10 protein-coding genes are annotated in these 15,017 nt (G+C 28.3%); 7 read left to right on the top strand and 3 right to left on the bottom strand.

Annotation, left to right across the window (positions count from 1 at the left end; translation table 11 throughout):
* Nucleotides 1-387 precede the first annotated feature (387 nt).
* The 7 genes from BN350_RS14025 to BN350_RS13995 all read left to right on the top strand — a co-directional run bounded on the left by BN350_RS14025 (nt 388) and on the right by BN350_RS13995 (nt 8,357).
* Nucleotides 388-2,082 (top strand): phospho-sugar mutase, encoded by a 1,695-nt coding sequence (locus BN350_RS14025; protein ID WP_028044166.1) that lies wholly within the window; start codon nt 388-390, stop codon nt 2,080-2,082.
* Between the two features lie 58 nt (nt 2,083-2,140).
* Nucleotides 2,141-2,737 carry a pyridoxamine 5'-phosphate oxidase family protein gene (locus tag BN350_RS19345; RefSeq protein ID WP_187117140.1) on the top strand — a complete coding sequence of 199 codons (597 nt, stop codon included), beginning with the start codon at nt 2,141-2,143 and terminating at the stop codon, nt 2,735-2,737.
* A 67-nt stretch (nt 2,738-2,804) separates the two neighbouring features.
* A complete protein-coding gene (locus tag BN350_RS14015) occupies nt 2,805-3,485 on the top strand; it encodes a response regulator transcription factor (RefSeq protein ID WP_028044165.1) in 681 nt (226 codons plus the stop codon).
* On the top strand, nt 3,475-5,268 hold the full coding sequence (locus tag BN350_RS14010; RefSeq protein ID WP_028044164.1) for a HAMP domain-containing sensor histidine kinase: 1,794 nt from the start codon (nt 3,475-3,477) through the stop codon (nt 5,266-5,268). Before BN350_RS14015 ends, BN350_RS14010 begins: the two co-directional genes overlap by 11 nt.
* A gap of 85 nt (nt 5,269-5,353) precedes the next feature.
* Nucleotides 5,354-6,049: a response regulator transcription factor gene (locus BN350_RS14005; protein WP_028044163.1), complete on the top strand. Its 696-nt coding sequence runs from the start codon at nt 5,354-5,356 to the stop codon at nt 6,047-6,049.
* A complete protein-coding gene (locus BN350_RS20035; RefSeq protein ID WP_049945580.1) occupies nt 6,021-7,856 on the top strand; it encodes a sensor histidine kinase in 1,836 nt (611 codons plus the stop codon). The genes BN350_RS14005 and BN350_RS20035 overlap by 29 nt, the downstream gene beginning before the upstream one ends.
* Before the next feature lie 117 nt (nt 7,857-7,973).
* A complete protein-coding gene (locus BN350_RS13995; protein ID WP_028044162.1) occupies nt 7,974-8,357 on the top strand; it encodes a hypothetical protein in 384 nt (127 codons plus the stop codon).
* Nucleotides 8,358-8,777: 420 nt separating this feature from the next.
* Here BN350_RS13995 and BN350_RS20030 read toward each other — a convergent pair whose 3' ends face one another.
* From BN350_RS20030 to BN350_RS13980, 3 genes are all read right to left on the bottom strand, one after another.
* The gene (locus BN350_RS20030) at nt 8,778-9,377 is read right to left on the bottom strand and encodes a helix-turn-helix domain-containing protein (protein ID WP_049945579.1); all 600 of its coding nucleotides are present in this window, start codon (nt 9,375-9,377) and stop codon (nt 8,778-8,780) included.
* Between the two features lie 542 nt (nt 9,378-9,919).
* Nucleotides 9,920-13,531, bottom strand: a complete 3,612-nt coding sequence (locus BN350_RS13985; protein ID WP_028044161.1) for a UvrD-helicase domain-containing protein — start codon at nt 13,529-13,531, stop codon at nt 9,920-9,922.
* The coding region (locus BN350_RS13980; protein WP_028044160.1) for a PD-(D/E)XK nuclease family protein at nt 13,521-15,017 on the bottom strand (1,497 nt) is incomplete at its 5' end. The genes BN350_RS13985 and BN350_RS13980, both read right to left, overlap by 11 nt.

Here is a 15,017-nt window from a genome sequence, read left to right as displayed (position 1 = left end):
AAGAAGATATACTTGAAGCACTCAAATAAGCAGTTGTTGAATTCATGATAATGATATATATACTTATTTAAACTCATAACAAATTAAAAAAAGAGAAGATAGATATGTGTGAATTAATGAGAGATTATACAGAAAGGATATTAAATGAAGGAGTTGAAAAAAGAAGAAAGAATTTCAAATAAATATAAGTTTTGATGAATAATTTAATCAGTTGAAGACAAATATTTTCATTGTAAAAGGGGAAATCATATTTTAGTGATTTTTAAAGTTAAATAAATATATTAATCTAGTGGAGATAGATTTTTGTAAAAAATGTTTTTATTTATCAACTTGTTTTAGTAGCGTTAAAGAATAGGATTTGATATAATTAAAACAGAGGTGAACAATATGGATTATAATACAAATTATGAAAGATGGTTAAATCATCCTGCTGTAGATGATGCCATGAAAGTTGAGCTTGCAAGTATGGGAGAAAAGGAAAAAGAAGATGCCTTCTATACGAACGTAGAATTTGGAACTGCTGGAATGAGAGGAATCTTAGGTCCAGGAACAAACCGTATGAATATCTATACAATTAGAAAAGCGAATGTTGGTTTTGCAAAATATGTTCTCGGTTTAGAAAACGGAAAAGAAAGAGGCATTGCGATTGGTTATGATAATCGTCATATGTCTTATCGTTTTGCGATTGAAAGTGCTAAGGTTTTAGCCACTTATGGAATTAAATCTTATATTTTTGAAAGTTTAAGACCAACACCTGAATTATCCTTTGCAGTAAGATATTTAAAATGTGCTGGTGGAATTATGATTACAGCTTCACATAACCCTAAAGAATATAATGGTTATAAGGTTTATGATGATACTGGATGTCAATTAATTCCTGAATGGGGAGATATTGTTGTTAAGTATGTCAATGAAGTTGAAGATGAATTAGATGTGAAAGTTTGCAGTAATGAAGAAGCTTATCCATATATGACATGGATTGGTGAAGAGGTTGATGAAGCCTATTATAAAGAAGTTATGGGTATTGAATTGAATCCAGGAATGGATAAGAGTGGGTTTAAGATTGTTTTCTCACCACAACATGGAACAAGTAATATTCCTGTAAGAGAATGTTTAGGACGTTTAGGATATGATGTTGTTCCAGTATTGGCACAATGTGCACCTGATCCAGACTATACAAATACAAAATCACCAAACCCTGAAGTCGATATGGCTTATGAATTAGCAATCATTAAAGCAAAAGAAGTTGGTGCTGATGTTGTTGTTATTTGTGACCCTGATGGAGATAGATTAGGGGTTGTTGCTAAACATGATGGTAAATATGTTTTAATGAGTGGAAACCAATCTGCTGCTGTCTACTTAGAATATATTTTAAGTCAAATGAAAGAAAAAGGAACATTACCTGATAATGCGGTGATGTATAATACAATTGTCACTTCTGATTTAGGTGAATTGGTTGCAAGAAGTTATGGTGTTGATGTTGAAAAAACATTAACTGGATTTAAGTTTATTGGTGATAAGATTAGAAAATATGAAAAGACTGGTGAAAAACAATTTGTCTTTGGATATGAAGAATCTTATGGTTGTGTAATTAAAGATTTCGTAAGAGATAAAGATGCTGTTCAAGCTGTCTTAACTGCTGCTGAAGCTGGTAATTATTATAAGAAACAGGGTAAAGATTTAGTTGATGTTTTAAATGAATTATATGCAAAACATGGAACATTTAAGGAAACTCAAATTGCTTTATCTAAAGCAGGTGCTGCTGGAGCTGCAAGAATTAAAGAAATAATGGATAATTTAAGAAAAGATGCACCAACTGCTATTGGTGGTGTGAAGGTTGTAGCTTCTGAAGATTATCAAACAAGTATAAGAAGTGAAAATGGTACTGAAACAACAATTGATTTACCAAAATCAAATGTATTAAAATATTATTTAGAAGATGGTTCTTGGATTGCTGCAAGACCTAGTGGTACTGAACCAAAATGTAAGTTCTACTTTTCTATTAAAGGAACAACTGCTGATGATGCAGCAAGTAAAACCGAAGTATTCCATAAAGCAATGATGGAAATTATTGGTGAATAAAGAGAAATGGCGTTGATAAATTCAGCGCTTTTCTCGTATGATGAAGGAGGAAAAAACGATGTTACATTTTGAAAGAGAAGTTGATGATCCTGTTTTGATTGAAGAAATGTTAAAGTTATTTCATCATGTGAATATAGGGATAAATGGGAATGATGGATTTCCTTATGTTGTGCCAGTTAATTTTGGTTATGAAATGAAAGATGATAAATTATTCGTTTATACTCATTTTATGAAAAGAGGCCACAAATTAGAATTGTTGCGTAAGGATCCAAGAGTGTGTTTAGAATTTAGTGCATTTCATGATTTTCCTGATTGTCAATATAAGGGACATTATCATGACTATCGTAGTGTGATTGCTAAAGGGATCATGAAAATTGTTGATGCAAAGGATGATTATGAAACTTTTAAACGAGGATATGATTTATTATATATATGTAATAATAGAGAGATTAAACCATTGGAAGAAAGAAAAGCAATTCCACCAATGTATATAGGTGTTATTGAATGTGATATGAAAGATGTCACTGCAAAATCAGAATTTCCATTAAGAACAGTTGAAGATGTTCCATTTATAGATGTTTATGCAATGGAGAAAGACGATGAACCATTTGATATTTCAGATATTATCGCAAAGAAAAGAAATAAAGTTAGGTAACTAACTTTTTCTTTTACACAAAATTTACACAAGTGCATAATACAATAAAGATAGAAGGTGATAGGATATGTATAAGATATTATTAATTGAAGATGATGTGGATATTAGACAGATTATAATTAAGTATTTTCATAAAAGAGATATGGAAATTATAGAAGCAATGGATGGGTATTCAGGTTTATCTAAAATGAATACAGATATTCATTTAGTCTTATTAGATATTATGATGCCAGGTATTGATGGTTATGAAGTATGTTATCAAATAAGACAGAAATATCAATGTCCAATTATCTTTATTAGTGCCTTAAGCGAAGAAGAAAATCAATTAAAAGCCTTTGAATATGGTGGAGATGATTATATTGCAAAACCATTTCTTCCTTCTGTTCTTTATGCAAAATGTCTTGCGATATGTAAAAGAGAATTTATGCAAAGTTCACATGATACAAAAGAATTTGATCATTTAAAAATTGACTATACAAATCATCAAGTTTTTATTGATTGCCAGGAGATTGAATTAACACATAAAGAATATTTATTATTAGAGTATTTAACTCAAAATGCTCATCAACTATTATCACGTGAACAAATTCTAAATCAAATATGGGGATATGATTATTATGGTGATGGACGTGCAGTAGATACATATATTAAGAAGTTAAGAAAGAAATTAGGTCAGTATCAATATTATATACATACTGTATTTAAAGTGGGTTATATCTTCAAGGAAGGTGAGAGTCATGAGACATAGAATAAGTGTAAAAATTTTTGTTGTGTTAATGAGTGCATTTTTGATAATATTGGCTATTTCTATGAATTTAAATATAACTGCTCAAAAAAATCTATATTGCCAATGGATAAGAGAAACATATAAATATGAAGAAGTTATTGATGAAGTTACTCATTTATTTAAAGAATATCAAATCTATGATATTGAAGATAAAGAAAAAGTATTAAAAGTCATTCATGAAGATTCTTTTCAAGAGAAACTTCGTCATATGAGTGATGGATATCAAAATTATATTTTTATAACACATAACACAGGGCAAGAAGAAGTTATAGATAGTTATACTCTTGGAGAAAAGTATTTAAATGACTATATTGTCATTTATAATGGAGATAATGATGAACATGATACGATTTCAATTGCTTCTCTTTCAGAGGAAACAAAAGCTAACTTGTTATTAGCAAGGAAAAATGGTATGTATACTAATACTTATAATGATTATTCAGATATTTATATTAAATATATTATTGAAGATAATAAGTTTAAATATTTTGAGTATCAGGCAAATAAGGAAACTTTTGTTGAAGTTGGTAATTATACCAAACTATCTCAACAAGAAAAAGAAGAAATGAAAGAGGGCATTATAACAAGATTTTGTATTCAAAATGAATGCTATACTTATAATCCTTTACAACAAGTTCCTATTACATTTCAAGTTGAAGATATGAAAGAATTTTTAACAAGTCCTGTTTTTTACAGATCAGGAATAGGTGGTTATGTAAGCTATTTTGAAGATGTAGGAAATCAAACATATTTTACGGCATGTTTTGGAATAACTGACCAAGAACCTAAATTTATGGTTAGTATTGTCAATGTTGTAGATGATATTCATGACTATGTTATTAAACGATACATAGAAGAAAACTATCAGTTATATATTATCGCTTTTGTCCTTGCTGCCATTATATCAATTTTATTTTCCTATATGATTACAAGACCAATCAAGAAAGTACAAAAAGCAGCGTTAAAAATAGCTAATCAGGAATTTGGTGAACCATTAAAGGTGAAATCAAAAGATGAAATAGGATCATTAGCCAATAGTATCAATATAATGAGAGAACAGTTAAATGATACAATAAAAAAACTTCATGAAGAAATCAATCATGTAAAAGAATTAGAAAATCTCAGAAAAGATTTTATTAATCAGTTTACACATGAAATGAAAACACCATTAGGAATTATTAATGGTTATAGTGAACTAATAGAAGAGGCTGAAAATGAGGAAGAAGCTAAAAAGTATTTAGATATTATTAATAGAGAAACATCAAGGATTAATCAATTGATTCAATCTATGTTAAGTTTATCTCGTTTGGAAGCAGGTAAAGTAGAATTGCAAAAAGAAATATTAGACTTAGAAGATTTAGTAACAGAGATTGTTGATGAGTATGAAATTTTATATATGCAAAAGAATATTAAGATAGAGATTTTGACAGAAGATAAAGAGTTATATGCAGATAAGAAACTCATAAGTACCATTATACATAATTTTTTATCTAATGCGATTAAACATACATTGGAGAATGGAAAGATTATCATTACAATTTGTCAAGGAGTATCAATATATAATGAAGGGGAAATCATTCCAGAGGATAATATTGAATCTATTTGGTATACATTTGTAACACATGATCATGAAGGAAGTGGACTAGGACTTGCAATATGCCGTTCAATTCTTGAATTACACCAATTTGAATATGGTGTTAAAAATAAAGAAAATGGTGTAGAGTTTTATTTCATGAGTAAGTAACAGACTGAATTTTATTCAATCTGTTTTCTTTTCCACTTCGATTACACAAAGAAATGGTAATATATGATTGGAGGAAGTGATAGAAGTGTACAAAGTACTTGTTGTTGAAGATGAATATCACATCAGGCATATTATTACAGAATATTTTACTTTAAATGATGTTGAAGTTATTGAGGCTTGTAATGGTTACGAAGCATTGGATTATATTGATGATTCTATTGATTTGATTTTGCTTGATATTATGATGCCTGGGATTGATGGATATGAGGTTTGTAAATTATTACGTCTTAAGTCAGATAAACCAATACTTTTTATGAGTGCATTATCTGAAGATGAAAATCAATTAAAAGCATATGAGTTAGGTGCTGATGATTACATGACAAAACCATTTAAACCATCTATTCTTTATGCAAAGTGTATGGCAATGATTAAGAGAGATAAGAAGTTAGAACAAGATACTATAAGATTAGGACATATTCAAATAGATAAAATAAATCATCTTCTTATCATAGATGATGAAGTCATAGAACTCTCTCATAAAGAATATGAATTATTGGTTTATTTATGTGAACATCCTAATCAGTTACTTAATCGTATTCAAATACTCAATAAAATATGGGGATATGATTATTATGGAGATGGAAGAGCAGTTGATACGTATATCAAGAAATTAAGAAAGAGACTAGGGAAATATTCTCATTATATTCAAACAGTTATCAAGGTAGGATATATATTAAAGGTGGTGGATGATAATGAAACTGTTAAAACCAACATTAAGTAAAAAGATTTTCATATTACTTATAGTAAGTTTTTGTTTTATTAATGTATTGAATGTAATTCTTGATTTTGATAGAGAAAAATCTCATGCTTATGAGAATTTAGATGATCCATATTTAAACGCCTTAGCAACTCAATTACAAAATCATTATCAAAATCAGTATAATTCTTTAGATGAATCTTTTTTTAAGGATATCAATCAGACATTGAAACAAAGAGAAGTAGATTATAAAAATATAATTATTTTAGATAATCAAATGAATATGGTTTATGATCAACAGAGTCAAACAGTTCCCTATTTGACACTAGTAGACTTTCCAATAGAAAAAGGACGTTATGATTATTCACATCTTATTTTTGAATTACCATCATTAGATGTTTCAATTAAAAAAGAACTAGAAAAAATTATTAATGAACAATTTCATAATGAAACTTTTCCAATAAAAATAGCTTCAAGAACTTATGAAGAAAATAAAGAAACTAATAATGGATATGTAACAGATGATATTTGTTATTTAGAGATTGATAATCATATATTCTTTGATCAAAGACAGAATAATGAAAGTATTGAAGAATTATATTTTTTGAATTATGAAAGTGGTAATCTTTATTTGACTTTAACAGAATTTTATCCATGGAATGAAATTGGATATCATAAGTTAAGTTATGATGAAATGAAACAAAAAGTGATTAAAAGTATAAAAGAAGTTTTACCTATGAGTAACTATGATTCGTTTTCTTTTAATAGTGTGTTTGAAGAGGATGGAACTTTATATTCAGTAAATTGTTTACCACTTGTAAAAAAAGGAGCATTTTCTAATGAAAATGTTGAATATTCATTAGAAGATATACAAGGCTATATTATCTATTATAACTATGATTTTCATGCTGAAGATAGAATTATGAATCAGGCAATCTTATCTAAAATACCAACTTATGTCCTATCATTTGTATTTAGTATAGGAGTATGTATCTTATTGTCTTATATATTGACACGTCGTATTAAAAAGATTAATCAAAGTACATTAGCTATTGCTAATAATCAATTTAATATTCATCTTGATGAAAAATCAAAAGATGAGTTAGGAATTTTATCTCATAATATTAATCAGATGAGTCAACAATTAGAGCATACTATACAGAAATTAAATGAAGAGATTGAACATGTGAAACAGTTAGAATCTGTGAGAAAAGAATTTATAGCAAATTTTACACATGAAATCAAAACACCATTAGGCATTATTAATGGATATATTGAACTCATTGATGTGATTCAAGATAATAATAAAAAACAAGATTATCTTCAGGCTATTGAAGAAGAAATAAAACGAATCAATGAATTAGTTCAAGCTATGCTCAATTTGTCTAGACTAGAATCTGGGTATGTAGAGTTCAATGTTCAAACAATTGACTTAGAAGATTTAATTACATCAACAATAGAATCTTTTGCTCCTTTGTTAGAGAAGAAAAAGATTCAAATTGTATTACAGGGTGATTTTCATTCCATTCAGGTAGATCCGTTTGAGTTTCAGATTGTGATTAAAAATTTTATCAGTAATGCAATTAAGCATACACCTCATGAAGGACATATTTATATATCTTTTAATAACAATATTCTCTCAATTGAAAATGAGGGAGAATATTTAACGGATGAACAAAAGACAAGAATCTGGGATACTTATGTTTCTGGAGATAGGGAAGGGACTGGTCTTGGACTTGCTATATGTAAGACGATTTTAGATATACATGGATTTGGTTATAGTGTAGAAAATACTTCTAGAGGAGTACAGTTTCAAATTATCGTTCAATAAATGATAAAGCACTTCATTTGTGAGATGAAGTGCTTTTGAATATCGACAAAATAAGATATTTATCTTGCAACTCATGGAGTCGTCAACTATAATTAAATATCATGGAGGTGTTTTGAAGTGAATAGAATCATGGGTGTTTTGTTACCATATATTATTATTGTATTTGTTGCTGTTATGCAGTTTGTCACAATGAATCAAAAAATAGTATTAGAAGCATTAGTTATTGGCTTATTAATTGGATTGTGGTTTGCATGTTTACATAAGGCTGAAGGAACAGTGATGATGAAACTTGGTTTAATACTAAGTATCGTTATTTTTGGAGTTGGAATGATTTTAGGGTTTACGAATCTTCATCTTGATATTTTACCTGATTTTGCTGCAATACTTGGTTTATTAGCTGGATGTGCATGTATAGGATTGTTTATTGTATCTCAAAATAAACCAACACTTTCTATGACATATAAATATTCATATCGTAATAGACGTAGAAGATATTTTTAATAATAAATGTATAATAAGTACAGAAAAACCAGAAGTGGCACTTCTGGTTTTTCTTAGCCATGTTATCCATGTCTGTATCTTCATCACTAGTATATTATGATAACTCTAGTGATATTTCAAGTATAACAATTACCACTTGTTCTATTCTTAAGTCAATAGTTAAATTCTACTTTAAAGTACGTTAAATAGAATTTACTTTTACGATTGTTTGTCATGAATGTACCACAATATCTTTAATTGCGATTGAGAATTCCTTATGTATAATCATAATCAATATCAGATTTTTAATACTTGATACATAGGTTTTTTTATATTTTGCAGGATAACTATTCAACAATTTTATAAAAAATGAATTCTATATTTTCTGTAGTTATTAATATATTTTTGTATATATTACCTACCATTTTGTTTTCTGAATTGTTAACCTAAAAACAAAATTAACAGACCAAACATTTCTGTTATAAATCCTAATATTCGACCAATTTGAGTAGTCTTTATATACCCATATTTTTTATAAGACTCAGGTGTACAGTAAGGAAATAAAATGAGAGTAATACCCAATAAAATAATTCCACTACCTATAACAATATTTTTATCTATTGAAAAGTTGATAAATGCACCAAAAAGCAATAATAAGACGGAAATAATTATACCAATACTAAACCATTTCATGTTTTTCTTGATTTTATTCATTGCTATTGTATGTAATTGCTGACATTTAGGAGAGCAGTATGCCTCGATTAAATTTTCATCCTTATAGAATTCTGCTTTCTTTCCACAATAACTACATATTTCATTTTCAGTAACTGTATAGATTCCTGTTTGCTTATTGCCTGTTATCTTTTCTACTGGAACATTAAAAATCGTTGCTAATTGTATCAAATGTTTTGTGTCAGGTGAAGATGCACCACTTTCCCATTTTGTTACAGCTTGTCGAGTAACATCTATTAATTCTGCTAATTCTTCTTGTGACATATTTTGCTCTTTTCTTAATTCTTTGATTTTTTCATTCAAGTTCATATATCCCACCTCCAATCTCTATTATAAACAAGTGATAATAAAATACAATCAACTACATATGCAACTTTTGGTTTCCTGCATATGTATCTACAAAAAATAATTTTCATTATAGTTGATTTTTGAAAAATTCAACAGTTCAGAAGTAGTCAGATCTACCTTATTGTGATATGTTTTTAATTTTAATAAGTTTTAATATATAAGCAATGGAAAAATGCAGTCAAAACATATCTTTTCTTCTACGTCATATGATTTGTACCTGTTTAGCGAATAAAAACATAAATTCAAAGGACTTATTGATATTATCTGTCATTCTAACATTAATATCATACTACAATCGTGTTTCATTAGGTGATGTAAATATAGAAATGTCAACCCTGATAACATAAAAAATTACCATTTTCCAAAGGAAAATATGAGAATTCATGGGAAGAAAGTGTAGTATATAGCAATACTAAAAATGCTTATAATGCCAATAAAATATGGCTTTATAAGCATATAAGAACTTAAGATAATAAAAAACTTATTTTATGTTTTATACATATTTAGAATTCTACACCTTTAGAAATATGGAGATAATAAACAATCGCATGAACATCTTGCTTATACATTTCCTTTAAAACTTTTTGATAATAGTTTAACTGTACTTGATGCTTTTGAATAAGAGCATCATCACTATTTTTAGTAGAAACACGATCTGTTTTATAATCTAAAACATAGATTTGATTTTGATAGACAAAAACTAAGTCAAAAATTCCATGTATAATCTGGTCTTTATCTTGATCATAATATGAAAATTTCTTTTCACGATAAACATACTCTGCATTTTGAATCATATTATAATAAGAACTTTTAATAAAATGAGATATTTTATCTTTATACTCTTCTAATATTTGTTTTCCTAAATCGTCAATAAGCTGTTCATTATATAATTGATCAATCAATATATCAATATTATCTTCCTGGAATGTTAAATAGCTTAATAAAAGATGGACTAAGGTTCCTTTATCAGTAGCAGTAATATTTGATGATTCTTCAGGAATTGATAATGATAAATAATGATCATCTTCAATCTTTTGTAATTGTGTCACAGACACTGTTGCATTTTTAGTCGTATCATATGGATAAACAAATTGACGATAGTGGTTTTGTATACTGCCATCAATAATCTTATCTGTTTTTGTTGTTTCAGGGATAGCATTTTCTATTTGTGCATCAGATGTTAACGTGAGTGAAAACATAGCATGTTCTGTCGAATCAAAAGTGAGATGTTTTTCAAAATGATATTTTTCTAATAATTTAGCACGTGGTGCTAATACCTCAATATCTTGACATTGCTTAATAATCATGGGATGACGTAATATAGCAGCAAGTGTCCACGTGAGATAATTATTTGTCTTACGTAAGCGATCATATAAGAGGACATGTTCAGCATTTTGACGGTGATAAATATCCGGATCTTCATTAACCAGTAATTTTTCTTGGATTGCTGCAATTTCATCAACACTCTTTAAGACTCCAGTTAAAATAAGTTTTTCTGATGCTCTTGTTAATGCAACATAGAAAATACGCATTTCTTCATTAACAGATTCATCTAATTGACGTCTAGCAATCATATTACGATAACAGTTTTCATATTCTACGGTCATTGAATCAATTGTGTCAGTTGATAAATGTATACGTGGTTTCATTGCAATGCCTAAGCGTTTATCAATCATTAAGCGTTCTTTACTATCTTGGGTATTGAACTGCTTATGCATATTGCTGACAAAGACAATAGGAAATTCAAGACCTTTTGATTTATGAATAGTCATAAATTCTACAAAATTATCGCTGCCAGATGTTGCCTGAGCAGGTGCATAGTCAGAAGAGTTTTTCAAGACATCAATGAGATCATGAAGATATGGTGTTTTTTCTTGTGTTTGTTTGATAATTTCTAAGAATAACTGGAGATTGGCTTTTCTTTGAATACCATTAATGAGTTGTGAAACAAAGAGCGGATAGTCACTCACATGATAGATTTCTTTAACTAAATCATAAGGTGAATGAGTATAACTGTATTCTTTGAGATACTGATAAACGTCTAAAAAGTGTCTAATAGAAGAATCGCTAGATGCTTTTAAACACTCATATAGAGGTGATTCTTTATCATCCATACGTAATCTTGCAATAATATCCATAGAGATATTGGAGAAAGTATAGGGCTGTCTGAGTAAACTCATCATAGCAACATCATCATATGAATTATCTAGGGCCTGTAAAAACGTCATCATACTTTCAATTTCATTAGAATTCATAAAACCTTGTGATAAAACAATATGATTTGGAATTTGATAAAGATCAAAAACTTTTTTAAAAGTTAAAAACGAAACCGTTGATCGCATTAAAACAACCATATCTTTATAATCAACAGGTTTATTATTAAGTTTCATTTCTTGTTTTAACAGTAAGATTTTTTGAGCAACCATATGTGCCTCATACTGATCTTTATCAAGTTTTGAAGCAGGATTATAAATATCAATAAGTAATTCAGTTGTTAAGGCATTGTCTTGAAAAAAGCGTTTTCTAGCTATTTCTTTTTGACCGTTTTCCTTTCCCATATAATCATAATTCAAACGAGCACTATCATCTAAATAATATTCTAATCCACCAATATTTTTATCCATAATCTGATTAAAAATGTAATTAATAGAATCCAATACAACTTTAGAAGAACGATAATTAAAAACCAAATCAATTCTTCGTGTTAATGTCTCTTTTGTTTCTTTATCTGTTAATGAGAAAGTATCATATTTATCAGAAAAGATTTGTGGATCTGCTTGACGAAAACGATAAATAGACTGTTTCATATCACCAACCATAAAGAGAGGAATATGAGGGTCTTTATATTCAGATATTTTTAAAAGCAAAGATTCTTGAATTTGATTGGTATCTTGATACTCATCTACCATAATTTCTTTTAAACGATGATATAAGATATCAACAATACCATATTGTGGTTCTAATAACTGATGAGCATATCTCTCTAAATCAGAGAAATCTAATTGATTTAATTCTTTCTTACGAGCCTGATAAGCCATCTGAAATTGATAGAGGAGTTTACCCTTTGCTAGTAACATATCAATGGCTTGATAACTTGTCTTTAATTTTTTCACAAAGTCATCAGGATCGTCTTCAACATATGACTTTGTAGCTTTTGTATATGAAGAAAGAATATCACCTTTCATTTTCGTAAAAGTTTTTTTGATATTTGGATCAATATCTTTCCAAACCATATTGTATGTTTTAGGAAGTGGATCTTTTAAAATAGAAATAAGAGTATCATAAGTTAATTGTTGATGAAAGAGTTTCATTCTTTCATCTAGATAATCATAATAAGTTTCAAAAGGAATACCTAAAGTTTGATTTTTTTCAGTTTGTTCATCTGGTCGTTCATAGAAATCAACAAGATCATGTGTTTCACAGTAATGTTTGGTTTCAATTAATTTATTCATAGCTAAAACAGTTTCATTATAAAATAATTGTTGAAGGTATGGAAATAATGGCCATTCCTCTAATGAAGAAGAAAGAGTTTCATAATTTTGTAACCTGATTTGTTCAATAAATTCATAAAAATTATCTATAGAATGAGATATTTCATCAATTGATAGTAATATTCTTGAAAAAGCATCTAATGAATAACCTGGAAAATAAAGTTCTAAAAATGATTTGATTTCATCATTTTCTATCCATTTTTCTAAACATTCATCTAAGACTTCTTTTTTAATTAATGTTGGATCACTATTAATTTCAAAACCAGGCATGACATTAACAAGATAACCATATTTCATTAAAAGAAGATTACAGAATCCGTGAAAGTTCGTAATATAAGCGTGTGGAAGATGAAGAATCTGTTTTTCTAAATGTTCTTTTAAATCATTATCTATATGAGATGAAACGATTTCATTTAATTCTTCTGTCAATCTTTGTTTCATTTCATTTCCCGCAGCTTGAGTAAATGTCAACACAAGAAAATCAGAAATCTCATAGCCTTCCTTTAAGAGTTCAACAATACGGCTGACAAGAATCTTTGTCTTTCCACTTCCAGCAGGAGCACTAACCAGAATAGAAGCATTTCTTTGTTGAATAGCTTTTAATTGACCTTCATTAAATGGCATCTTCATCACCTCCTAAAAGACTATCTACATCTAAAAATTCAACCAATTCATAGTCATTATAGAACACATCAAAACCACAAATACTATGATAAGGACAATAGCGACAAGGATTTACCAAAGTATGAGTTGCACTCTGATCACTCCCTTTAGGTGTTATAGCAATATTTCCTGACATCATATTTTCATATAAATGATATATATGTTTCTCTATCTCTGATAGTAAAGCATCTAATTGTTTTGGTGTTAAAATTTGTCCTTTATATTCATTTCTTGATTTCACGTAAGTGACATTAATAATATTTGAACGTTTATCAAATGTAGGATCTAGTCCTTGAATCACACTATGACTATCATCATCAATCACATATCCACCATATTTATATTGTTTATAAAATTCTTCTTCATCAATAGAATCATTCATTGGCTGATCAATAGATAAAATCCTTTTCTTTGTATTAAAATATAAAACAGCACCAGGATCTTTATGTTCACTTTCTATAATCATTTTTAAATATAATAACATCTGTATATTAAATCCCTGCATAGCAAGATTTAAATCAATATCTTTGGCACTTGATTTATAATCAATAATAGAGACATAATGATCAAAAGTATCAATACGATCTACAAACCCTTTAAAATGCATTCCTTGAATATCATTGAGAACTTTCTTTTCTTGATCAAGAACTTCAAATGATGAGATATTCAATTGCCTTTTTAAAACTGTTAAGGTTATTTTTAGATCTTTCTTTAATTGATCAATAAAATATTGATTCACTTTTGAATGATATATTTTTAAAGAAAGATTTTCATCATTTTGAATATATTGATCAACAAGTAAAGAAATATCTTTATTTTGTGTTAAATTAATTGATAAAACATAGTGAGTGAGACTTCCTAATTCATTAGGAAGAAGTTTCTGTTCTTTTAAAGGATAGATTCCTAGACCATATTGAATAAAGTACAAAAATGGACATTTATTATAAGTTTCAATTTGGCTGACAGAAAGTGTAGGACTATATAAATCAGATACATAGTTTTTTGGTAATGCCGTAGGTTGATTCTTATTTGAAATAAAGTGATGAATATGTTGATTTAATTTTTCTTTCTCTGGAATCATACCTCCTAACAAATAATATTCAGTTATAGGTAAAAATTGGTTTGTAGGAAGAACTTTTAATTCATACATCTTTTGTAATTGTTTGTATAAAGATGATGGTAATAATGTTTCTCCAGATAAAGTTTGTTTAGGGTATGACAGAGTTAAGCTAAGCGTAGGTTGTAACAAAGCTTTTAAAATATCATTGTGATGAACGCCTAAACGCTCCGTTGTTGTAAGTGGTGTTGAAATATGAGATGCACGAAGTGTTTCAATATCTTCGTCTAGTAATAACGATGTATCCTTGATGAGATGAGGAAGAATGGTTTCATTCATACCAAGTATAAAGATATGTCGAGGAGAGCTTAAAAAGAGTTTATCTATTGT

Source organism: Candidatus Stoquefichus massiliensis AP9, from assembly GCF_000455285.1.
Lineage (GTDB): Bacteria > Bacillota_I > Bacilli_A > Erysipelotrichales > Coprobacillaceae > Stoquefichus > Stoquefichus massiliensis.
This window is presented reverse-complemented; position numbering and strand designations above follow the sequence as displayed.

Coding starts and splice junctions, on each gene's coding strand:
- BN350_RS14025 (WP_028044166.1), top strand. CDS start 388: ATGGATTATAATACAAATTATGAAAGATGGTTAAATCATCCTGCTGTA.
- BN350_RS19345 (WP_187117140.1), top strand. CDS start 2,141: ATGTTACATTTTGAAAGAGAAGTTGATGATCCTGTTTTGATTGAAGAA.
- BN350_RS14015 (WP_028044165.1), top strand. CDS start 2,805: ATGTATAAGATATTATTAATTGAAGATGATGTGGATATTAGACAGATT.
- BN350_RS14010 (WP_028044164.1), top strand. CDS start 3,475: ATGAGACATAGAATAAGTGTAAAAATTTTTGTTGTGTTAATGAGTGCA.
- BN350_RS20035 (WP_049945580.1), top strand. CDS start 6,021: ATGAAACTGTTAAAACCAACATTAAGTAAAAAGATTTTCATATTACTT.
- BN350_RS20030 (WP_049945579.1), bottom strand. CDS start 9,377: ATGAACTTGAATGAAAAAATCAAAGAATTAAGAAAAGAGCAAAATATG.
- BN350_RS13985 (WP_028044161.1), bottom strand. CDS start 13,531: ATGCCATTTAATGAAGGTCAATTAAAAGCTATTCAACAAAGAAATGCT.